The organism is Plantactinospora soyae, assembly GCF_014874095.1.
Classification (GTDB): Bacteria; Actinomycetota; Actinomycetes; order Mycobacteriales; family Micromonosporaceae; genus Plantactinospora; species Plantactinospora soyae.
In genome coordinates this window covers 7,861,376-7,882,759 of sequence record NZ_JADBEB010000001.1, presented here as the reverse complement: position 1 = coordinate 7,882,759, position 21,384 = coordinate 7,861,376, and the positions used below count along the sequence as shown (strand labels likewise).

Sequence of the window (21,384 nt, the reverse complement as noted above, 5' to 3'; positions counted from 1 at the left end):
CGACGATCAGGTCCGACTACGCGCCCCGGGTGATCCGCAGCGTCAGTACGTCGGTCCGGACCGTGATGTGCCCGTGGAACAGGGCGGTGCCGTCCGAGTTGTAGCCGATCTGGGTCGCGTTGACCAGGGGATGCCCGATCGGTACCCCGAGCCGGGTCACCGCGTCCTCGTCGGCGAGCATGGCGGCGAACTCGATCTCGGCCCGGCGTACCGGCATCCCGGTCGCGTCGGCCAGGAACTCGAACAGGTCCAGGTCGATGCTGACCAGGCCGGACGGGTCGAGGTCGCGCTCGCCGACGCTGAGCGGCAGGTGGTCCCGGATCCAGGCGGCGGCGACGCCGTCGACGGCGAAGAGCCGGTCGACCCGCCACACCGGCGAACCGACCGGCAACCCGAGGATCTTGGCGCAGTCGTCCGGGCAGGAGGCGCGGCTCACCGCCGCGTCCTGGAGTGCGGGGCGGTGCCCGGAGGCGGTGATCCGGTCCCGGAGCGCGGTGACGTCGCCGATCGACACCGGGACCCGCTCCGCGAGCTCGCGGACGAAGGTGCCGACCCCCCAGGTACGGGTCAGTACGCCCTCGGCGGCGAGTTGGCCGAGAACCTCCCGTACGGTGGCCCGGCTCACCGCCAACCGGTCGGCCAGTTCCCGTTCGTTGGGCAGCTTGTCACCGGTGTGGAACTCGCTGCCGATCAGATCGCGCAGCTGTCCTTGCGCGGCCTGCAGCGCGGTTTCGCGCCGAGCCATCACTCTCACCTTCCCGCTCCACGCCGCCACCGCGTTCGAGTCGACCGCTGGGGTGCGCCCTGACTGCCGAACTCGGCGTACGGAGTGTAGTAGTTGGACACCCGCACGATCGATGTGCGTACGGGTGCCGTCGTTCCGCCACCAGCGCCGTTACCAGACCTGCTCCAGGACCCGGATGGTGTTGCCACCGACGACCTTGGCGATCTCGTCGTCCGAGTAGTCGTGCTTGACCAGCCAGCCGACGATGTTGCCGAACGCCTCGCCCGGGTTCTCCACCCCGGCGACGTACTCCACCCGAGGGTGCTCGGGCTTGTTGCCGGAGTCGTGCCCGTAGTTGCCGGCGTACGTCTTGTGCACCCCGACGTGGTCGCCGAACATGGTGTCCGGCCCGAAGGTCACGTGGTCGATGCCGACCAGGTCGACGCAGTAGCGGAAGTGGTCCATCACCGAGTCGAGCGAGTGCTCCAGGTGGGCCTCGGAGAGGGTGGTGTGCGGGGCGGCCTCGATGCCGATCACGCCACCGCGCTCGGCGCAGGCCCGGATCACGTCGTCCGGCTTCATCCGGGAGGTGTTCCAGACCGAGCGTGCGCCGGCGTGGGTGATGAAGACCGGTACCCGGCTGGCCTCGATGACGTCCAGGCAGGTCTGGTCGCCGGAGTGCGAGATGTCGATGGCGATGCCGAGCTTGTTCATCCGGTCGACGGCACGCCGGCCGAAGTGGGTCAGTCCACCGTCCCGGGCCTCGGAGAGCCCACCGCCGAGCATGTTCGCCTGGCTGTACGCGATGCCGAGCTGCCGTACGCCGAAGCCGTACAGGATGTCGATCCGGTCGAGTTCGTTCTCGATCGGGCTGCTGCACTCCAGCCCGGCGACCAGGGCGAGCCGGCCGTCGCGCTTCGCCGCCCGGATGTCGTCGAGCGAGGTGGCCAGCCGGACGAAGTCCTGCTTGTAGAGGTCGCTCATCCGCATCCCGAGGGCGTAGATGAGGTCATTCCACTTCCAGCCGTTCTCGCTGGTCACGCAGGAGGCGCCGGCCATGAAGTTGTCGAAGACCGCGGTCAGGCCGGACCTGGCCAGCCCTTCGTATCCGGTCCGCTGCCGGGCGGTCCGGTTGTAGGTGCGCAGTTCGCGGACGTCCTCGGGCAGGATCACCGGATGTTCGTGCAGGGAGATCGCGATCTGCTCGGTCAGCAGCCGGGTGACCCGCTGCCGCTGCGCGTCGGTGAGCCCGAGGTCGTGTTCGGGCACCCGTCCGACCTCCGCGGCCAGGTCGAAGACCCGGTAGTCAGCGTGTGGCTCCAGGTACGAGTAGGACTTGTGGCCCTGGTACCGGGACGCGGGTTCTTGCAGCAAAGCCTTCTCCTTAATGCGGAACGGTAGTCGCCGGGCGCCGGGGCGGCGTCAGGCGGCCAGCGGGTAGTGGCAGGCGACCGCGCGTTCGTCGCCGGCCAGCGGGGGCTCGGTGGTGGCGCAGGTTTCCGTCGCCTGCCAGCAGCGGGTCCGGAACCGGCAGCCCGACGGCGGGTTGACGGGACTGGGCGGGTCACCGGCGAGCAGGATCCGTCGCCGGTCACCCCGGCCGACCGGTTCCGGCACCGGCACCGCCGACAGCAGTGCCTTGGTGTACGGATGGGCGGGCGCGTCGTACAGCGTCACCTCGGGGCCGCGCTCGACCAGCTTGCCGAGGTACATCACCGCGACCCGGTCCGAGATGTGCCGGACCACCGACAGGTCGTGGGCGATGAAGACGTATGCCACGCCCAGTTCCCGCTGAAGTCGTTCCAGCAGGTTCACCACCTGGGCCTGGACCGAGACGTCGAGCGCGGAGACCGGCTCGTCGCAGACGATCACGTCGGGTTGCAGGGCCAGCGCCCGGGCGATGCCGATCCGCTGGCGCTGCCCGCCGGAGAACTGGTGCGGGTACCGGTCGAGGTGCACGCTCGGGTCGAGGCCGACCAGGTCGAGCAGTTCCCGGATCCGGTCCAGCCGCCGTTTCCGGTCCAGCGCGTCGGGGTGGATCTCGAACGGCTGGAGCAGGATCTCCCGTACCGTCCGGCGGGGATTCAGCGACGTGTACGGATCCTGGAGCACGATCTGGATCCGCCGCCGAAGCGCCCGCAGGTCCCGGCCCCGGGCCGCGTGCACCACCGCGTCGCCGAAGCGCACCTGTCCGGAGGTCGGACGCTCCAGCCCGACCAGCATCCGGGCCAGCGTGCTCTTGCCGCAGCCGGACTCGCCGACCACCCCGAGGGTCTCGCCCCGGCGCAGGTCGAAGGAGACCCCGTCGACGGCCTTGACCAGTCCGCCGGAGGTGAACGGAAGCCGACCCTTGACCGGGAAGTGCCGGACCAGGTTCTCGACCCGGAGCACGACGTCATCCGTGGCTGACATGCAGCAACTCCTCCCGGTGGTGGCAGGCGCTGGCGCGGCCGGCGGGCAGCGGTTCCAGCGCCGGCAGCGTGGCCCGGCAGACGTCGTCGGCCCGGGGACAGCGCAGATGGAACGGGCAGCCGCTGGGCAGCCGGGCCGGGTTCGGCGGGCTGCCGGGAATGGCGTACAGCTCCTCGTCGCGCCGGTCGATCCGGGGCATCGAGGCGAGCAGGCCCTCGGTGTACGGGTGGGCCGGGCCGGCGAAGATCTGCTCGACGGTGGCCCGTTCGACGATCCGGCCGGCGTACATCACCGCGACGTCGTCGGCGACCTCGGCGACCACTCCGAGATCGTGGGTGATCAGCAGCAGTGCCATCCCACTGTCCCGCTGGATCTCCGCGATCAGTTCCATCACCTGCGCCTGTACGGTCACGTCCAGCGCGGTGGTGGGCTCGTCGGCGATCAGTACGTCGGGTTCCAGCGCGATCGCCAGGGCGATCATGATGCGCTGGCGCATGCCGCCGGAGAACTGGTGCGGATAGTCCCGGGCCCGGTCCTTCGCGGCCGGGATGTTCACCCGGTCGATCAGTTCGACCGCGCGTCGCCGGGCGTCGGACCGGGACATTCCCCGGCGGACCCGGAGCAGCTCGCTGAGCTGGTCGCCGACGGTGAACACCGGGTTGAGCGCGGCCATCGCGTCCTGGAAGACCATCCCGATCTCCTCGCCGCTGACCCGGTCACGCTGTTTCGGCGCGAGGGTGAGCAGCTCCCGTCCGCGCAGCCGGACCGATCCGGTGACCCGGGCGGGCGGCACGTCGAGGATGCCCATCACCGCCTGGGCGGTGACGCTCTTGCCCGAGCCGGACTCGCCGAGAATCGCCAGCGTCCGGCCGGACTCCAGCTCCAGCGACACCCCGTTGACCGCGTGCACGGCCGACGCGTCGCCACCGGGCCCGGGGAAGCTGACCCGCAGGTCCTCGACCTCCAGCAGGGCCATTACCGGATCCCGGCCGAATCGAGGAAGTCCCGGACGGTCCGCTGGAACAGCTCCGGCTCCTCCAACTGCGGCGAGTGACCGGAGTGCTCGAAGACCACCAGCCGGGCGTCGGGGATCAGGTCGGCGATGACCTGCGAGGCGGCCACCGGGGTACGCCAGTCGTGCCGGCCGACGGTGACCAGGGTCGGGCAGGTGATCGTCGGCAGCTTCGGCTTGAGGTCGTACTTCGGCATGTTCTGCCCGAACGCGGCGTTGTGGGTCCGGTAGTGGAACCGGGTCGCAGCCAGCCTCGCCGCGTCCTTGGCCGGGTCGTGCTGGTGGTCGTAGAGCGGCAGGATCGCCTTCCAGTACTCCCGGATCTGGTCGTTGCTCTCGAACCGGCCGGTGCCGATCCGGTCGATGGCCCACTGTGGAATAACGGTCCGATCGGTGGTCTTCGCCCGCTCGACGGCGAGGTGGTCGTGCGCGGTGTCCGCCGCGGTGTCCCGCAGGACCAGCGCGGCGACCCGTTCGGGGTGCGCGATGGCGTACTCCAGGGCGATGAAGCCGCCGTACGAGCCGCCGGCCATCACGATCCGCTCGTAGCCGAAGTGCGCCCGGATGGCGTCCACGTCGGCGACCCACTGCTCGTGGGTGAACGGCTCGTCGTCGCTGGACTCGCCGGAGCCCCGCGCGTCGAAGACGATCACCCGGAACCGGTCGGCGAACGGGCCGAACGAGCGCCTCGGCTCGGACCGGGAACCGAGTCCCGGCGCGCCGTGGTGCACGATCATGGCCGGTGCGTCCTCGGGGCCGAACGCCTCGACCACCAGCTCGGCGCCGTTGATGGTCAGCCGACCCGAAAAGTCCGTCGGACTTCCGATGGTCATCGGACCTCCTCGATGATGTTGGATGCGAGATCGCGCGGATAGCCGGTCAGCCGGCGCGGCCCGGTCTCCTCCACCAGGACGGTGTCGGAGATCCGGTAGCCGGCGTGGCCCGGGACGTACACCCCGGGCTCGCTGGAGAGCAGCATCCCGGGCTCGAGCACGGTGTGATCGCCGTCCTCGACCCAGGGCGCCTCGTGGTTCTGCAACCCGATGCCGTGGCCCTGCCGGTGCCGGATGTAGTCGCCGAGTCCGTGCCCGCGCAGCACGTCGAGGCAGGTCTTGTTGACCTCGGCGCAGGTCCGGCCGGCCCGCATCGCCTGGGTGCCGACCTCCTGGGCCTCCTGGTCCGCCTCGTAGTAGCGCTGCTGTTCGGCGGTCGGCTCACCGACCACGAAGGTCCGCTCGCTCTCCACGAACCGGCTCGCCACCGCCGCGCCCAGGGACAGGATCAGGGTGTCGCCGGGCCGGATCCGTCGCCGGGTCGGCAGGCCGTGCGGCAGCGCCGAGTTCGGACCGGCGTAGACCAGCCCGCCGGCCAGCTTGGTGGTGTAGACCACCAGGTCGTAGTCGGCGTACATCCGGTCGGTGCCGAAGCCGATGACGTGCCGGGCGATCTCGTCCTCGCGGGGGAGTTCGGTGCCCCGGCGCAGCGCGTCGGCGATCAGCTCCCGGCCGGCACCGAGCATCTCGTCGCAGATCCGCGCTGCCGCCTCGTGGAACGGGATCTCCTCGGGGAACTTGCGCAGCCGCAGCTTGGCCACCGCGTCGGTGGTGACCAGCGTGCTGCCGCCGAGCGCCCGGGACAGCGCCCGGTACGCACCGATCGACAGCCCGGCGCTCACCCCGATCTGCTTCGGCGCCCGGCCGGCCAACGCCGCGCCGAGGGTCTGTTCGGCGGTCACCACCCCGGGAAACTCGAAGTAGCTGACGGTTTCGACGGTGACGCCCTGCTGGGCGGCGTACTCCTCGTCGAGGCGGGGGATCACCAGCAGCGGGTCGCCCTCACGGGGCATCCACAGGTAGACCGGCCGTTCGGTGGCGATGTAGAAGAACCCGGAGAGGAACGCGACGTCGGCCGGGGTGGTGGCCAGGAAGCCGTCGAGGCCGCGTACGTCGAGCGCGTCGGCGAGCCGGGCGCGTACGGTCGAGTAGAAACTGTCGGGCAGACGCACGGGTCAGCCTCCGTTCCGGCGGGGGTCGCGGATGTCGTTGAAGCGCATGCCGGCCACCGTCGCGGCGAGGACCAGCAGCAGGATCGCCAGCGACGGGAAGAGGGTCTGCCACCAGGCGATGGCCACCACGCCGCTGCGCTGGGCGTTGAGCAGGATCCGGCCCCAGGACCAGGCATCCGGGTCACCGAGGCCGAGGAAGCTCAGCCCGGCCTCGGAGATGACCGCCCGGGACGCGGTCAGCAGCACGCTGACCACGATCAGCGGTACCACCGCCGGCATGATCTCCCGGGTGACGATCCGCCATCCGGAGGCACCGAGCACCCGGGCTCCGTCGATGTACGGCATCGCGGAGACGACCAGGCCCTGGGAGCGGATCAGTCGAGCCACCTCGGGCCAGGCGAAGACGCCGATGATGACGGTCAGCGTCCAGACGCTCGGGCTGACGATCGCGGCCAGCATGATCATCAGGGGCAGGGTGGGCAGCGCCAGCATCACGTCCGTGACCACGGTGCCGATCGCGTCGACCCGCCGGAAGTACGCCGAGGCGAGCCCGATCGCGGTGCCCAGCACGATGGCGATCAGCGAGGCGGCCACCCCGATCAGCAGGCTGGTCCTGGTCCCCCAGACCACCTGGGCGAAGATGTCCTGCCCGATGTCGTCGGTGCCGAACCAGTGCCCGCCGGACGGGGAGAGCAGCACGTCGGCGCTGGTGCCGCCCGGCTCGTCGGCGATCAGCGGCGCGAAGACCGCGAGCAGCACCATCACCACCAGGACCAGGGCGGCGAGCAGTCCGGACGGCTGGCGCAGGAAGGTCCGCCACGCCGACCGGGTACCGGGCCCGACCTCCTGGACCGGCACCGCCGCCGCGGCCGGCTCGGTCACCAGCGGCCCACTCATCGGTGCCTGCCTTTCGTTCGCGACTGCGGGGCTCGCAAACCCGGCTCACTCCTCGCGCTCACAGCCGGATCCTGGGGTTGAGTACCGCGTACAGCAGGTCGGTGAGCGCGTTGGCGACCACCACGGTGATGGCGAGCATGATGAACGCTCCTTGCAGGACTGGATAGTCGCGTTGCCCGACCGCCTCGTAGATCAGCCGGCCGACCCCGGGGTACGCGAACACGGTCTCGGTGAGCACGGCACCGCCGACCAGCGTGCCGAGTTGCAGGCCCATCAGGGTCAGGGCCGGCAGGATCGCGTTGCGCAGGCCGTGCTTCCACAGCCGGCGCCGGCCGGAAAGGCCCCGGGCCCGGGCCGCCCGGATGTAGTCCTCACCGAGTACGTCGATCAGGTTGGTCCGCAGCGTCAGCGCGTACGGGCCGAGTTGCACCAGCACCAGCGACGCCACCGGAAGTACCAGGTGGTGCGCCAGACTCAGGTAGGCCGCCGCACCCCGGGTGTCCGGGTCGACCGCACCGCCGATCGGGAACCAGCCGAGCTTGGCGCCCAGGTAGACCAGCAGCAGCATCGCGACGCTGGGCACGAAGAGGGCGTGTCCGCCGATGCCGAACCCCTGGAGCAGCTTGTCCGGCCAACGGCCCCGGTGCGCTGCCGCGTACACCCCGATCGGGATGCCGACGGCGATGGTTAGCAGGAACGCCACCCCGGCCAGCAGCAGGGTCCAGGGCAGCCGGTCGAGCAGGATGTCGGTGACGGGTTGGATCTGCCGGAACGAGATGCCGAAGTTGCCGTGCAGCAGTTCGCGCAGGTACGAGACGTACTGCTCCAGCAGCGGCTGGTCCAGGCCGTACGTCTTGAGCAGTGCCGCCCGCATCTCCGGCGTCATGTCCCCCTCGACCATGAGGGTCGTGGGGTCCCCCGGAAGTAACCGGAGCAGGAAGAACGTCGCGGTGATCGCTATCCAGATGGTCAGTACGGCCTTCAGTGCCCGGTTGAGCACGAAACGTGCCACGGGGGACCCCTCCCTTCTCTCTAGTGGCCGGTCAGCCGACCGGCTTCACCTGGGCCAGCGAGTACGCGGTGACCATGCCGAGCAGGTCGGACGGCGAGGCGACGAAGCCGCCGAACTTGCTGGCGTTGTAGGCGAACTGGAAGTTCTCCACGTACAGCGGGGTCAGGTAGGCCTGCTCGTGCACCACCTTGTCGATGTTCTTGATCTTCGTGGCGAACGCCGCCGTATCGGTGGTGCCCGCCGCGTCGTTGATCAGCTGGTCGATCTCGGGGGACTTGAGCAGGTTGTAGTTGATCCCACCCGGGTTGCTGGACAGGTAGGTGCTGCGCAGTTGGTCCATCGGGTTGTCGAAGACGCCCCACTGCGACGCGTCGATGTCGTACTTGCCGTCCTTGGTGCGGGACAGGAACGTGTTCCGCTCCACGCACTCGTTCTCCAGCTTGATTCCGGCCTTCGCGGCGCTCTCCCGGAACAGCTGCACCACCCGGGTGAGGTTGGCGTTGGACTGGTCGCAGGCCACGCCGAGCTCCAGGCCGTCGAAGAGGCCGTCACCGTTGCCGTCGGAGTAACCGGCCGCGGTCAGCTTGGCCTTCGCGCCGGCCGGGTCGAAGGCGTACGGCTGGATCTCGGTGTTGTCGTAGTCGGCGAAGATCGGCGAGATCGGCCCGGACATCTGCTGGGCGTCACCCTGGAGCACCGAGGAGATGATCGACTTGGTGTCGATCGCCATCGACAGCGCCTGTCGGACCTCCTGCTTGGCCAGGTCCTTGTTGTTCATGTTGTAGGTCAGGTGGGCGAAGCCGAGCGCACCGACCTTGGCCATCTTGATCTTCGCGTCGTTCTCGAAGGTCTTCGCGGCCGACGCCGGGACCGGGGTGCCCATCAGGTCGATGTCGCCGTTGCGCAGCGCCAGCATCATCGTGTTGACGTCCGGGTAGAGCCGGTACTCGACCTTGCTGACCGCCGGCTTTCCGCCGGGCGCCAGCGGGTACTTGTCGTTGCGCTTCATCACGTACCGCTGGCCCTTGGTGGCGCTCTCCAGCACGAACGGTCCGGCGCCGACCCAGTTCGAGTCGTTGGGGAACTTCGACAGGTCACCGGCGGCCTCGAAGATGTGCTTCGGCACCACCGACATCCAGAACCCGACGCCCTCGGCGAACGGCGCGTACGGCTGGGAGAGGTTGAACTTGACCGTGGTGGCGTCCGGCGCCTCGATCGAGGTGACCCAGGTGAGCTTCGCCGCGACGTTGCCGAGCTTGTACTTCATGATCGACTCGGCGCTGAACTTGACGTCGTCGGCCACCACCGGCTTGCCGTCGGTCCAGGTGAAGTCGTCGCGCAGGTGGAACACGGCGGTCTTGCCGTCGTTCTCGTACGTGTAGTCCTTGGCCAGTTCCGGCGCCTTCTTGGCGTTCTCGTCGATCCGCAGCAGGTGCGGGTACATCGCGTTGAGAATCCAGGAGTCGGTCTTGCTCAGCGACTGGAGCGGGTTGAAGTTCGACACGTCGGTGGTGGTGCCGATGCGCAGCACCGCGTCGCCGGCGGCACTCTCGCCGGACGCCCCGTTGTCCTCGTTGAGCCCGCACCCGGACAGGCCGAGCGCGGCCGCCGCGCCGAGCGCGACGGCGGCCCGCCAGCGACGGGCGCGGCCGTTGATTGTCTTGCTCACCAAACCTCCCGAAGAACGCGAATGATGTTGCCGCCGATGACCTTGGCGATCTCGTCATCGGAGTAGTCGTGCGTGACCAGCCAGCCGACGATGTTGCTGAAACACTCGGCCGGGTTCTCCATGCCGGAGACGTACGGCACCCGGGGGTGCTCCACCGCGCCGTGCGCCTTGCCGATCGCCAGGTGCCCGGTGAAGGTGTCGTGCAGGCCGACGTGGTCACCGAAGTTGGTGTCCGGCCCGAACGCGACGTGGTCGATGCCGACCAGGTCGACGCAGTAGACGAAGTGGTCCATCACCGACTCGATGGAGTGGTGCGGGTGCTCCTGCGACAGCGTGGTGTGCGGGGCGGCCTCGATGCCGATCACACCACCGCGCTCGGCGCAGGCCCGGATCACGTCGTCCGGCTTCATCCGGGGTGTGTTCCAGACCGAGCGGGCGCCGGCGTGGGTGATGAAGACCGGTACCCGGCTGGCCTCGATGACGTCGAGTGAGGTCTGGTCGCCGGAGTGCGAGATGTCGATGGCGATGCCGAGCTTGTTCATCCGGTCGACGGCGCGCCGGCCGAAGTGGGTGAGTCCGCCGTCGCGATCCTCGGACAGGCCCGAGCCGAGCATGTTCGCCTGGCTGTAGGCGATGCCCATCTGGCGGACGCCGAAGCCGTACAGGATGTCGATCCGGTCCAGCTCGTTCTCGATCATCGTGGCCGCTTCCAGGCCGGCCACCAGGGCGAGCTGGCCGTTCCGCTTGGCGGTGAAGATCTCTTCCAGGGTGGTCGCCACCACGACGTGGTCCTGCTTGGCGATGTCGGCGAACCGCAGGCCGATGTCGTAGATGACGTCGTCCCACTTCCAGGCGGCCTCGCTGGTGACGCAGCCGGTGCCGTTCATGAAGTTGTCGAACACCGCGGTCATGCCGGACCGGGCCAGTCCCTCGAAGCCGAAGGAGTTGCGTCCGGTGCGGTTGTAGTCACGTAGCTGCGTGACGTCGGCCGGCAGGATCTTCGGGTGTTCGTGCAGCGAGATCGCGGAGTAGTCGCGAAGCAGCCGGGACACCCGGTCGCGTTGGGCATCGGTCAGGCCGAGATCGTGTTCGGGGACCCGACCTAGTTGTGGCGCGAGGTCGAACACCTTGAAGTCGACCTGCGGGGTCAAATAGTCAAACGACCGGTATCCCGCATAGCGGGAAGCATGTTCCTGCACTAGCAGCTCACCTCGGGAACGCTCAGAGGCATGAGGATGGAGGTCTGACCTCCTGCCTTTCCGGGACCGTACGTGAGTCTCGTACGGATTGGGAAGACCTCGTGATCTGACCGTTATCAAGGTCGTCGGCGGTCGGGGTAGAGCGGATTCTGCTGGTAACAGGCTTACTGGTGGTCCGGTCGCGGTCCGGTCGGCCGCCGGTCGGTCGTGCTGAACCCGGGTCGCCGCCGTGTGGGATCGGCCGTCCGGAGGTCTGACCACTGCCATTCGGGGTCGAGATCCGGGCCGTTCGGCGGCTCGTCGGCCGGCCCCGTGAACCAGATGATGGGATGGTGCTGTGCGCGGCGCCGGCCGTCAGGGCGCGATGTGTGACCGACCCTCCGGTCGTCAGGGCTCGACGTGCGACCGACCCTCCGGTCGTCAGGGCTCGACGTGCGACCGACCCTCCGGCCGCGTCGCCGCGCCCTCGGCCGGATCGTCCGCGACCGTCGCCCGGGAATCGGCGGACCGTGCGCGCCGCAGCCGCCGGTCCGGCAGGACGACCAGGGCGATCGCCGCCAGCGCGAAGGCGATGTCGCTGGCCAGTTCGGCGGCCGGTGAGACCTCCCGCCACGGCTGGAGGACGAAGCCGTGCCAGGCCCAGGTGAGCAGGGCGCCGCTGGCCAGGGCCAGCCGGTGTCGCTGGGACCATCGGGGACTGCGGGCCCACCGGGTGACGTACCAGACCGTCAGGGCGATCACGGCCACCCCGAGCGCGACCCCGTACCAGTTCTCCCAGATCCCCAGCAGGCTGGACAGCAGGAACGCGACCAGCAGGACCCGCCACGGCCGGGGCGGCGCCTTCGCGACCGGATCCGCCGGACGGCGCCGTACGAGAAACGCGGCACCGACGAGCACGACCGCGACCGTTCCGGCGGCGGCGAGTTCCGGTCCGCTGGCGCCGAATCCCTCGGTGGACCGCAGATCGGTGTAGATCATGGCGCCGCCGAGGAGATACAGACCGGCCACCACCAGCAGACCCGGGGTACGCAGCCAGGGCCGGTCCGCCCGGTCGGGGACCAGGGACTCGATGATCGCGATCGGGGTGCCGATGCTCCAGATCGCGTGTCCGCCGACGAACACCAGGAGGTAGTGGGCGCTCACGCCGAGCCCGGGTATCCGGGCCGGAGTGCCGAAGTTCTCGCCCATGAAGTCGGGGTTGAACAGCGACTGGTCGAACAGGCCGGCCTCGACGACGCCGTACGCCAGCCCGAGCAGCAGGATCGTCGGCCATCCCCGGCCGGTACGACGGGCCAGTTCGCGGATCAGCAGGGCCCCGCCGCCGTACAGCGGTACGAGGAAGATGATCAACGGGAGGTCGCGGACGGTGTGGCTGCCCACCAGGTACTCCGGCACCCAGGGCGCGAGCAGGGCGAGCCCGATGACCGGCAGCATGCGTCGCCGAAACCGCGGTCCGGGCGTCGGGCGGGGAACCGGGGATGTCCGTGACATGTCGTCGAGTCTGGGCCGGGCAGCGTGGCCGGCACAGTGGACCGGAGACTGGCGTGGCGCTACCAAGGTCTACCGTTTGATGTACCGAGGTCGATGGCCGGGCAACGAGAGCGTGAACTCCGAGCCCGGCGGCCGGAGGATGGCCGAAATCGTCAGCAGTGTGGCATTGCTGCCAGGGCCGGTGCCGGAAACGATGGGCAGGTGGACAGCCACCGCATCGTTTTCGTGATCTTCCCGGGGTTCCAGATCCTCGACCTGACCGGCCCGCACGAGGTCTTCGCGCAGGCCGAGCGGTTGGCGCCGGGCCATGAGTTGGCGCCGGGCTACGAGTTGGCGACTGTGGCCGGGGTCGCCGGTCCGATCCGGGCCAGCGGCGGCCTCAGCATCACCCCCGACGCCACGATCGACCAGTGCCACGAGGGGCGGATCGACACCCTGATGGTGGTCGGCGGGTCAGGCCGGACGCAGGCGTGCGCCGACCGCCGGCTCATCGACTGGATCGCCGCCGCGGCCACCCGCTCCGGACGGGTGGCGTCGGTGTGTGGCGGCGCGTTCCTGCTGGCCGAGGCCGGCCTGCTCGACGGCCGGCGGGCGGTCACCCACTGGGGGAGTTGCGCCGAACTTGCCCGGCGGTATCCGCTGGTGACGGTCGAACCCGATCCCATTTTCGTCCACGACGACGGCGTCTGGACCTCGGCCGGGGTCACCGCGGGGATCGACCTCGCGCTCGCACTGGTGGAGCGGGACCGGGGCGCGGAGACGTCCCGGGCGATCGCCCGTCGACTCGTCATGTTCGTCCAGCGTCCCGGCGGCCAGGCCCAGTTCAGTACGCAGCTGGCCGCACAGCGCCCGGTGCGTACCCCGCTGCGGCAGATCCAGGTGTGGATCGTCGATCACCTCGCCGAGGACCTGAGCGTGCCGGCACTCGCCAACCGGGCCGGAATGAGCGAGCGGCACTTCGCCCGGATGTTCACCGCGCAGACCGGGCAGACCCCGGCCGCGTACGTGGAATCCGTCCGGGTCGAGGCGGCCCGACGCCTGTTGGAGAGCACCGACGCGCCGGTCGGGGCGATCGCCCGGGGATGCGGCTTCGGCACCGTCGAGACCCTGCACCGGCGCTTCAAACGCACCATCGGGGTCACCCCCGGCCAGTACCGCCACCACTTCGCCTGAACACCAAGGGGACCCGATGCGCATCGTCATTCCGCTCTTCGACCGGTTCACCGCGCTCGACGCGGTCGGCCCGTACGACGTACTCAAGCTCCTGCCCGGCGCCGAGGTGGTCTTCGCCGCGACCGCCGTCGGACCGGTCCGCAACAACGTCGGCAGCCTCGCCCTCACCGCCGACGCCACGCTCGCCGAGATCGACTCCTGCGACGTGCTGGTGGTGCCCGGCGGTCCGGGCGTCGACCAGCACCTGGTCGGCGGACCGCTGCTGGACTGGATCCGCCGGATGAACGAGACCACCCGGTGGACGACCTCGGTCTGCACCGGATCGCTGCTGCTGGGCGCCGCCGGACTGTTGCGCGGGCGTACCGCCACCACGCACTGGCGGCGGGCGGGCGACCTGGTCTCGTTCGGTGCGACCTACACCCCGCAGCGGGTGGTCGGCGACGGCAAGCTGATGACCGCCGCCGGAGTCTCCGCCGGGCTCGACATGGCCCTCACCCTCGCCGCGACCATCGCCGACCGGACCACCGCCGAGGCCATCCAACTCGCCATCGAGTACGACCCGCAGCCGCCCTTCGACGCCGGCTCCCCGGCGAAGGCGTCGCAGGCGGTCCGGGACCGGCTGGCGGCGGGACTGCGCTGACCTGCGGTACGTCGGCTCGGCACGCCGCGGCGCCAGCCGCTGCGTCGCGTCGTCGTCTCGGTCAGCCCGGCGCGCCGTCGGCACCGTGCCGGGGTAACAGCTGCCGCAGCGCGTTGTCGAGGGCCTGGCGGGCCTCCGGCGGAAGGTGTCCGAAGAGTTGCTGCCCCACCCCGGCGGCGATCTGCTGCGCCTCGCCCACCCGCTGCCGGCCCTGGGCGCTCAGATGAATGGCGTGGGCGCGACGATCCCCGGGTACCGGCCGGCGCTCGGCCAGGTCCTGCCGCTCCAGCTCGTCGACGATCCGGCCCAGCGACGACTTGTCGAGGTCGAGCAGGTCGATGAGTTGACGCTGGGTGAGCGGCCCACGGCTGTCCAGTACGGCCATGGTGGCGAAATGCCGCTCCTCGATCCCGAGCGGGCGCAGCGCATCGTTGAGGACCTTCTGGCTGTGCCGGTGCACCGTGCTGATCAGCATGCCGGTGGCGACGTCCCTGGGCAGGAAGGCCAGCGGGGACGCATCGGATCGGGATCGTGCGGCGTTCATGCCTGGATCCTAGGACGCGGACAAGATACTCTCATCTGAGAAAGTCTCAGCCGGCCCTTTCTGGTGTTTCGAGGAGACGTGTCCCGTGCCCGAACCTGCGAGCGTCACCGCTGCGTCCCGTCCGTCGGCTCGTCCCGGGGCGGCCCGTTCCCGGCCGGATCCGGCCACCATCCTGCTCTGGGTGCTGGTCGTGGAGCACCTGTACGCACTGGTCACCCCGCCGTACCAGCTCGGGGTCGAGCACGCCTTCCACCTCAGCTTCGGAGTCGCGTACGCGTGGCTGGCGCTGGGATCACGCTTCGGGCGAGGCTGGCGTCGGGTGCTGCTGACGGTCCTGCTCGGCATCCAGTTCATCGGCAGATTCTTCGTTTTCGCCCTGATCACGGAACCCTGGATCAGGGCGAGCCTCGTTCCGGGTGCACTGCTCACCATCGTCCTCGTCGCGCTGCTCTGGCGCCGGCCGAAAGTCGTGGCCGCGCCGTGACGAGGAACTACGCCGCGGGGCCGTACTCGCGATCGGAGAGGGACAGATCGGACAGTGGCCGCTCCGGATCGGCGGCGAACTGGACGAGCAGGACCGTCAGTTGGGCGAGCAGGTGCTCGACCGTTGCCGGCCGGAGGCGGCGGCGGTCGTACGTGGTGTGCAGCCCGAGCCGCTCACCCGGTACGACGAGCAGGGTGAGCGGATGGTGCGACGACGACCACCGGCCCTCGAACCGCATCGACAGGGTCGACGCGTCGGCCGTGCCGGTGAACAGGTCGTTGTCGACCGGGTAGTTCTCGAAGTCGACCAACGTCTCGAACAGCGGCGAACCGGCCGGCGTCTCGGTCCAGGACTCGATCCGGCCCAGTGGCACGTGATCGAACGGGCGGGCCAGCGCCTGATGCTGTTGCAGTTGTCGCAGCCAGGCGCCGACGGGCTCGTCGGGATGGATCCGTACCCGGACCGGGAGCGTGTTGACGAGCGGCCCGATCATGTTCTGCGACGCCTCGGCCTCCACCGGCCGGCAGGAGACCGTCGCGCCGAAGACGACGTCGGTCTCCCCGCTGTGCGCCGACAGGAGCCGGGCCCAGCATCCGTGCAGCACGGTTTCGAGGGTGACCCGCTGTTGACGGGCGGTCTCGTGCAGCCGCGCGGTGTCGTCGCCGCTGACTTCGACACGGTGTTCGGCGAACGGGTCCTCCACCGGGGACTCGCCCCTGGGCCCGACCGCGTCGGCCGGTCCGAAGACGTTCGCCGGCCCCGGTGCGCCGGTCGGCCCGGGGATGTCCGCCAGCCCGGACGCGCCGCGCGGCCCGACCACACCGGCCGATCCGGACCCGCCGACCGTGCCGGACGATCCGGACCCGCCGACCGTGCCGGACGGCCCCGTCGGTCGCGACTGCTTCAGTACCCCGGAGACGTCCGGTGCCCCGGAGACGTCCGGCGGGCCGAACTCGTCCGCCGGCCCGTCCGGTTGGTCGGTCGGCAGTGGCGTCGGTGCGGACCGGCCGGCCAGCTCGGCGCGCCAGAACTCCTCCGCGCCGGTGAGGTCACGCCGGGCCAGCCAGGCGACATGGTCGCGGAACGGTGCCGGGGCCGGCAACGCGGCGTCCCGGCCCTCGATCGCGGCCCGGTACTCCTCCAGCGCCTCCCGGAGCAGGATCGGGAAGCTCCATCCGTCGATGACCAGATGATGCGCGGTCCAGACGAAAAGATGCTCGGTTTCGGACACCCGGAGCAGAGCGAACCGGGACAGCGGCGGGGCGGTCAGCACGAAGCCACGGGCCCGGTCGGTGGCGAGGAACTCCGCCAGGCCACGCCGACGCTGGCAGGCCCGGGTGTTCCGCAGATCGTCGACGTACCACTCGGGTGCGGGTGCCGTCGGCACGACCACCTGCACCGGCTCCTCGATCCCGTGCCAGACGAACCCGGTCCGCAACGTGGCGTGTCGGGCGATCACCCGGCTCCAGGCGAGCTGGAAGTCGGCCACCCGCAGCCGCCCACGGACGATGAGTCGTACCTGTTCGAGGTAGCTCGTCGGGCTCGGACCCGGCTCGGCGAGAGCCTGGCGCAGGATGCCACGTTGGACCGGCGAGAGTGGATAGCTCTGCTGGACGTCGACCTGACTGGTCATCGCGACACCCCCGGTGTCCGGACGGCAACTGGCGCAACCGGGTCAGGGTGTACCCGCAGCGTGAAGAGAAGTGAAAGCCTCATGTGGGCAGCGAAACTCCCTGTCCGATCAACTGCCGATCAGGAGCCGGCGACTCGCGGCATGGTCGCACCGCTCCTTCGACGCCGAGTGTCGCCGACGTTACCAGGGGTGGTACGTCGCTGTCTCGCTCCTGCGCCCGGGTGGCGGTCACGAGTCATTTCGGTCGTCGCCGCGGGTCCGGGGGATCAGGGTCGGTAGATCGGGAAGATCTCGGGGCCTCAAGGGAGGCAGGCCCGTCGACCCGTCGCCCAGACTGTCCACATGCTGACGCACATCGATCTTGTGGCCGGTCCGCCGGCCGACCGGCGTCGGTCCGTGATCGTGCCGGGCCTGATCGCGGTCGCCGCCGTGATGCTGGCCGGCGGACTGCTGCGGGACCGGGTGCCCCCACTGGACGCCTGGATCCTGGCGCACCTGTCCGCACCGGCCGACGGGACACTCGCCGGCCTGGCGACCGTGGTCAGCGGCGCGGGCACGCTGGCCGCCCTGGTAACGCTGCTGATCGCTTTCGGTCAGGCGGCGTCCCGCTCGTCCACGTCACGCAGCAGCATGTCCTCCGAGGACTCCCGGCGTACCAGGGTGGTGGTCCGCCCGTCCCGGACGCTCAACAGCGGCGGACGGCCGACCAGGTGGTAGTTCGAGGCGCGGGAGTGGTGGTACGCCCCGGATCCGGCCACCGCGAGCAGGTCACCCGGATGTACGTCGGCCGGCAGGGTCAGCGCCGGGACGATCACGTCGTCGGCATCGTTGTGCCGGCCGACCACCGTGGCCCGGACCGGCTGGGCACAGGTGGTACGTCCGAACAGCACCGCCGTGTGCTGGCCGCCGCAGAGCGCGCCCGACGGGCAGTCGGTCATGCCGCCGTCGACGGCGACGAGGATGTGCCCGTCGGGCCCCCGGTTCACCGCCACCACATGGTAGAGCGTGATGCCAGCCCGGGACACGATGGCCCGGCCCGGCGACACGGTCAGCCGCGGAACCGGAAAGTCGTGCCGTTCCGCCGCCAGTCGCAGCACCGCCCGGATCCGGCTGGCGAAGGCGGCCAGCGCCAGGCTCGGGTCGCCGCCGGAGTAGGCGACGGCGTGGCCACCGCCGAGGTTCAACTCCGTCGGCTCCACGCCGTGCCGGGTCCGCATCTCGGCGAGGAACTCCAGCACGCCGCGCACCTCGTGCTCGTACACGCTGAACCGGCTGACCTGGTGGCCGACCGAACAGTCCACCCCGACGAGCGTCAGCCGGGGCTGGGCGACGATCCGGGCCACGGCGGCCGCCGCCTCACCCGAGCCGATCCGCAGCCCGAACCGGCAGTCGGTGCCCTCGGCCGGCTCGGTGCCGCCGAGCACCCGCAGCAGCACGCGCTGACCCTGCGGTGCGGTGGCCGCCAGTCGGGTGATCTCGCCGAGCGACTCGACGACGATGGTGCCGACCCGACCGGCGTACGCGGCCTCGAGGTCCTCCGGCGTCTTCGCGCTGCCGTACAGGACGATCCGGTCGGCCGGAAAGCCGGCGGCCAGGGCCACCCGGAGTTCGCCGGCGGAGCCGACGTAGAGCCGCAGCCCCTCGGCGGCGAGCCAACGCGCGATGCCCCGGCTGAGCAGGGCCTTCGCGGTGTACGCGACACCGTCGCCGCCGAACGCGGTCAGGTAGTCGCGGCACCGCTGCCGTACGTCGGCCTCGTCGAGCACGTACGTCGGTGTGCCGTGCGCGGTCACCACGGATGTCATCGCGACCCCGCCGATGGTCAGGTCGCCGTGCTCGCCCCAGGCCGCCGTGGACGGCCACACCTGCGTCAAGGGCGCCCGCAGTGAGGAGCGCAACGAGGGGATGATGTCCGCCAGGGTCATCGTCCGGCCCTCGCCGCGACCGGAAGGTCTCCGAGTCCACGGCCCCGGGACGCTGACCGTCGTCGGCCCACGGTTCCGGATTGTTTCGTCGAGCGCGCTTCCACCGGCAGCGGCTCGCCCGGGTGCTGCTCTGCCGTGCCGATCACGAGGTGGGTACTGGTGGCGCTCGCCCCGCCCCGGATCCGCATGGTGGTGATCAGCCGGTCCAGTTCGGGCAGGTCCTGACACGAGACGTGCAGTACGAGGTCGATGTCGCCGACGACCTGCCAGGCGGCCCTGACGGACGGTTCGCCGGTCAGGAACCGCCGGAACCCTGCCCGGTCGGGTCCGGGTAGCCGGACGAACACCAGGGCCTGGACGACGGAGAGCGACTCCGGTTCATTCGTTGTCACGAGACCGACGGTGACGCGCCGGACGCCCATCCGCCAGCGCCCTTGACGCGCCCGCTACGGCCACACCGATTTCCCGTACGCGGCCCATACCGGGCCCGCTCGTCCAGGCTCCGCGTGCTCGGAACGCCAACCCCGCAGCGGCACGTCTCGGCCCCGGCACCCCCCGGCCCCGCCGTGGCTCTCCGACATCCCCGTGGCTCTCGGACATTTTCGTGGCTCGCCGACACCGCCGCGACCCCGGCTCCGTGCGGCGCCAGCGAGGTGTGAAGAAACCGGCCGTCGCCGTAGTGAACGCGTCAACCCGGGTGGGCCGGCTGCGTCGCCTCGGTTGTCATCGAGCGGACATGTTCGTTCTGCGAGGTGAGGGGTGTGGATGATGGCCGTCGTTTCCGATGATCTTTCCGAGCGGGCAGCCGACCGTACGCCCACCGGGATCAGCGTCGCGATCGGCAGCGTGCTGGTCGTGGTCGCCGCGGTCGTGGCGGCGGCGCTGTTCCCACGGGGCGAGGTCGCGGGCCGGCTGGTCGTGATGGCCGTCGTCGTGGGCGGGTACGCGACGTTCGTTCCGGATCTGCGGGCCGTACTGTCCGTTTATCTGCTATCTGTCCTGGTGTTCACCGGGTTCCTCGCCAACCAATATGGCGAACTGACGACCCGGCACGGCGACCTCTGGTGGTACGCGTTGACGATCGGCTTCGCCGCCGTGCTCGGTATCGGATACCGCCGGATCCGCAGATCCGCCCTAGACGACCCGTCCGACCCCGTCGGCGAGGTAGTCGTGCCAGCTGATCTGTCCCCGGTTGCCGGTCGCGCTGGTGAGCGCTCCGGTGCGGAAGGCTCGGCCCAGCCGGCCTGGCACGGGTAGCCGGAGCATCGGCCGGCGGACCTGCCGGACGGTCAGCCAGTCGCGGAGGCCCTCGGCGAAGCCGATCACGGTCGGGCCGGCGAACTCCTCGGTCGCCCGGCCGGGCGGGGCGGTCACCCGCCATCCCAGGTGCGCGGCCACGTCGCGTACGTCCACGGGTTGTCCGACGATCTGCGGGTCGACCGGCAGGACGGGGAGCCGGGCCAGTTTGGTCATCGCCTCGTCCAGCAGGTCGTGGAACTGGGTGACCCGGAGCACCGTCCAGGGCACCGGCCCGGCCGCCACGATCGCCTCGGCCTCGACCTTGGCCTTGAAGTACGGCCACGGCACGCGGTCGGCGCCGACGATCGACAGGTACACGAGGTGTCGTACCCCGGCCCGGCCGGCGGCCTCGACCAGCCGGCGGGTGCCGTCCACGTCCACCTGTCGGGTGTAGCCGCGCTGGTACGGCGCCGACGCCAGGTGGACGACGGTGTCGATGTCGCCGACCGCCGCGTCGAGACCCTCGCCCGTCGCCAGGTCGACCCGCACCCAGTCGATCCGCGCCGGATCGGTCCGCGCCGAGTCGACCCGCGCCGGGTTGCTCCCGGCCGGCTCGACCCCGGCCGGGGCGGTGCCGGGGCCGCCCGCCGGGGCGCGACTCGTCGCCCGGACCGCATGCCCGGCGCGGGCCAGTTCGGGGGTCAGTACCCGGCCGAGGCGTCCGGTCGCCCCCGTGATCAGGATGTTCATCGGTCCCTGTTTCCTTCCGCCGGGTCGACCCGACCCGGTCTGCTGGTCCGACCGGCGACGGCGGCGACGGTCCGTGGTTCCACGGAGGGCAGACGGGACAGGTCCGCGGAATGTGACCGGCGGCAACGAGTACGCAGGGTGACCGATGGCGTCCCGGCGTCCCGGCTCGGGCTCCGGTTTCGCTCGGCGCGAGCGGTCGGCACCCGGGTCCATCCGATCGTCCGGACCGACGCGTCGTCGACACGCCGACACGACATCTTGGGTGTGACTTTCCGAGCGTCCCTATATATGGTGTTGACCGCAGCTGGTTCGGTCGCCGTCATCCGATGGTGGTCGAGGCAAGAGGGAATCCGGTGGGAGTCCGGGACTGCCCCGCAGCGGTAAGTGGGAACGACCGCCGTCATCACGCACTGGGTTCGTCCGGCCGGAAGCCGGGCCGCCCGGGAAGCGACGGCCAGTAGGAGAACACGGGTACGCCCGTGCCTGCCCACGAGTCCGAAGACCTGCCAGCGCGCCGCGTACGAACCCGTACGCGGCGGTTCGAGGCCGCGCGGGACGGCCGACGCCACCGACGT

The 21,384-nt window shown here is 70.4% G+C and carries 19 protein-coding genes and 1 riboswitch; of the genes, 3 read left to right on the top strand and 16 right to left on the bottom strand.

The genetic code is table 11. The features are described from left to right. Nucleotides 1–16: 16 nt before the first annotated feature. The 11 genes from H4W31_RS34580 to H4W31_RS34530 form a co-directional block, all read right to left on the bottom strand. Nucleotides 17–745 carry a GntR family transcriptional regulator gene (locus H4W31_RS34580; RefSeq protein WP_192770445.1) on the bottom strand — a complete coding sequence of 243 codons (729 nt, stop codon included), beginning with the start codon at nucleotides 743–745 and terminating at the stop codon, nucleotides 17–19. Between the two features lie 150 nt (nucleotides 746–895). Further along, nucleotides 896–2,098 carry a dipeptidase gene (locus H4W31_RS34575; RefSeq protein ID WP_225945832.1) on the bottom strand — a complete coding sequence of 401 codons (1,203 nt, stop codon included), beginning with the start codon at nucleotides 2,096–2,098 and terminating at the stop codon, nucleotides 896–898. A gap of 48 nt (nucleotides 2,099–2,146) precedes the next feature. Continuing rightward, on the bottom strand, nucleotides 2,147–3,136 hold the full coding sequence (locus H4W31_RS34570; protein WP_192770444.1) for an ABC transporter ATP-binding protein: 990 nt from the start codon (nucleotides 3,134–3,136) through the stop codon (nucleotides 2,147–2,149). Further along, entirely contained in the window at nucleotides 3,120–4,112 is a 993-nt protein-coding gene (locus H4W31_RS34565) for an ABC transporter ATP-binding protein (RefSeq protein WP_192770443.1), read from the bottom strand. The genes H4W31_RS34570 and H4W31_RS34565 overlap by 17 nt, the downstream gene beginning before the upstream one ends. Continuing rightward, nucleotides 4,112–4,981, bottom strand: a complete 870-nt coding sequence (locus H4W31_RS34560) for an alpha/beta fold hydrolase (RefSeq protein WP_192770442.1) — start codon at nucleotides 4,979–4,981, stop codon at nucleotides 4,112–4,114. Before H4W31_RS34560 ends, H4W31_RS34565 begins: the two co-directional genes overlap by 1 nt. Next, nucleotides 4,978–6,153, bottom strand: a complete 1,176-nt coding sequence (locus H4W31_RS34555) for a M24 family metallopeptidase (protein WP_192770441.1) — start codon at nucleotides 6,151–6,153, stop codon at nucleotides 4,978–4,980. The genes H4W31_RS34560 and H4W31_RS34555 overlap by 4 nt, the downstream gene beginning before the upstream one ends. A gap of 3 nt (nucleotides 6,154–6,156) precedes the next feature. Further along, nucleotides 6,157–7,050: an ABC transporter permease gene (locus tag H4W31_RS34550; RefSeq protein ID WP_192770440.1), complete on the bottom strand. Its 894-nt coding sequence runs from the start codon at nucleotides 7,048–7,050 to the stop codon at nucleotides 6,157–6,159. Nucleotides 7,051–7,108: 58 nt separating this feature from the next. Next, nucleotides 7,109–8,062, bottom strand: a complete 954-nt coding sequence (locus tag H4W31_RS34545; protein ID WP_192770439.1) for an ABC transporter permease — start codon at nucleotides 8,060–8,062, stop codon at nucleotides 7,109–7,111. A 31-nt stretch (nucleotides 8,063–8,093) separates the two neighbouring features. Continuing rightward, nucleotides 8,094–9,731, bottom strand: a complete 1,638-nt coding sequence (locus H4W31_RS34540; protein WP_318783569.1) for an ABC transporter substrate-binding protein — start codon at nucleotides 9,729–9,731, stop codon at nucleotides 8,094–8,096. Beyond that, nucleotides 9,728–10,930 (bottom strand): dipeptidase, encoded by a 1,203-nt coding sequence (locus H4W31_RS34535; RefSeq protein WP_192770438.1) that lies wholly within the window; start codon nucleotides 10,928–10,930, stop codon nucleotides 9,728–9,730. The genes H4W31_RS34540 and H4W31_RS34535 overlap by 4 nt, the downstream gene beginning before the upstream one ends. Nucleotides 10,931–11,350: 420 nt before the next feature. Continuing rightward, on the bottom strand, nucleotides 11,351–12,364 hold the full coding sequence (locus tag H4W31_RS34530) for a hypothetical protein (protein ID WP_192770437.1): 1,014 nt from the start codon (nucleotides 12,362–12,364) through the stop codon (nucleotides 11,351–11,353). A 258-nt stretch (nucleotides 12,365–12,622) separates the two neighbouring features. Between H4W31_RS34530 and H4W31_RS34525 the strand changes: the two genes are divergently transcribed. After that, nucleotides 12,623–13,594, top strand: a complete 972-nt coding sequence (locus H4W31_RS34525) for a GlxA family transcriptional regulator (RefSeq protein WP_318783568.1) — start codon at nucleotides 12,623–12,625, stop codon at nucleotides 13,592–13,594. Between the two features lie 16 nt (nucleotides 13,595–13,610). Continuing rightward, the gene (locus H4W31_RS34520) at nucleotides 13,611–14,234 is read left to right on the top strand and encodes a DJ-1/PfpI family protein (RefSeq protein WP_192770435.1); all 624 of its coding nucleotides are present in this window, start codon (nucleotides 13,611–13,613) and stop codon (nucleotides 14,232–14,234) included. Nucleotides 14,235–14,295: 61 nt separating this feature from the next. Here the strand turns inward: H4W31_RS34520 and H4W31_RS34515 are convergent, their stop codons facing one another. After that, on the bottom strand, nucleotides 14,296–14,778 hold the full coding sequence (locus H4W31_RS34515; RefSeq protein ID WP_192770434.1) for a MarR family winged helix-turn-helix transcriptional regulator: 483 nt from the start codon (nucleotides 14,776–14,778) through the stop codon (nucleotides 14,296–14,298). Between the two features lie 85 nt (nucleotides 14,779–14,863). Between H4W31_RS34515 and H4W31_RS34510 the strand changes: the two genes are divergently transcribed. Continuing rightward, nucleotides 14,864–15,262, top strand: coding sequence for a hypothetical protein (locus tag H4W31_RS34510; RefSeq protein WP_192770433.1), 399 nt, complete (start codon nucleotides 14,864–14,866; stop codon nucleotides 15,260–15,262). A 7-nt stretch (nucleotides 15,263–15,269) separates the two neighbouring features. Here the strand turns inward: H4W31_RS34510 and H4W31_RS34505 are convergent, their stop codons facing one another. From H4W31_RS34505 to H4W31_RS34490, 4 genes are all read right to left on the bottom strand, one after another. Continuing rightward, nucleotides 15,270–16,895 (bottom strand): condensation domain-containing protein, encoded by a 1,626-nt coding sequence (locus tag H4W31_RS34505; RefSeq protein ID WP_192770432.1) that lies wholly within the window; start codon nucleotides 16,893–16,895, stop codon nucleotides 15,270–15,272. Between the two features lie 593 nt (nucleotides 16,896–17,488). Then, entirely contained in the window at nucleotides 17,489–18,820 is a 1,332-nt protein-coding gene (locus tag H4W31_RS34500) for a diaminopimelate decarboxylase family protein (RefSeq protein WP_192770431.1), read from the bottom strand. After that, nucleotides 18,817–19,212 carry an Lrp/AsnC ligand binding domain-containing protein gene (locus H4W31_RS34495; RefSeq protein WP_192770430.1) on the bottom strand — a complete coding sequence of 132 codons (396 nt, stop codon included), beginning with the start codon at nucleotides 19,210–19,212 and terminating at the stop codon, nucleotides 18,817–18,819. Before H4W31_RS34495 ends, H4W31_RS34500 begins: the two co-directional genes overlap by 4 nt. 742 nt (nucleotides 19,213–19,954) lie before the next feature. Then, the gene (locus H4W31_RS34490; RefSeq protein WP_192770429.1) at nucleotides 19,955–20,809 is read right to left on the bottom strand and encodes an SDR family oxidoreductase; all 855 of its coding nucleotides are present in this window, start codon (nucleotides 20,807–20,809) and stop codon (nucleotides 19,955–19,957) included. Between the two features lie 288 nt (nucleotides 20,810–21,097). After that, nucleotides 21,098–21,334, top strand: a riboswitch (cobalamin riboswitch). Nucleotides 21,335–21,384 lie beyond the last annotated feature (50 nt).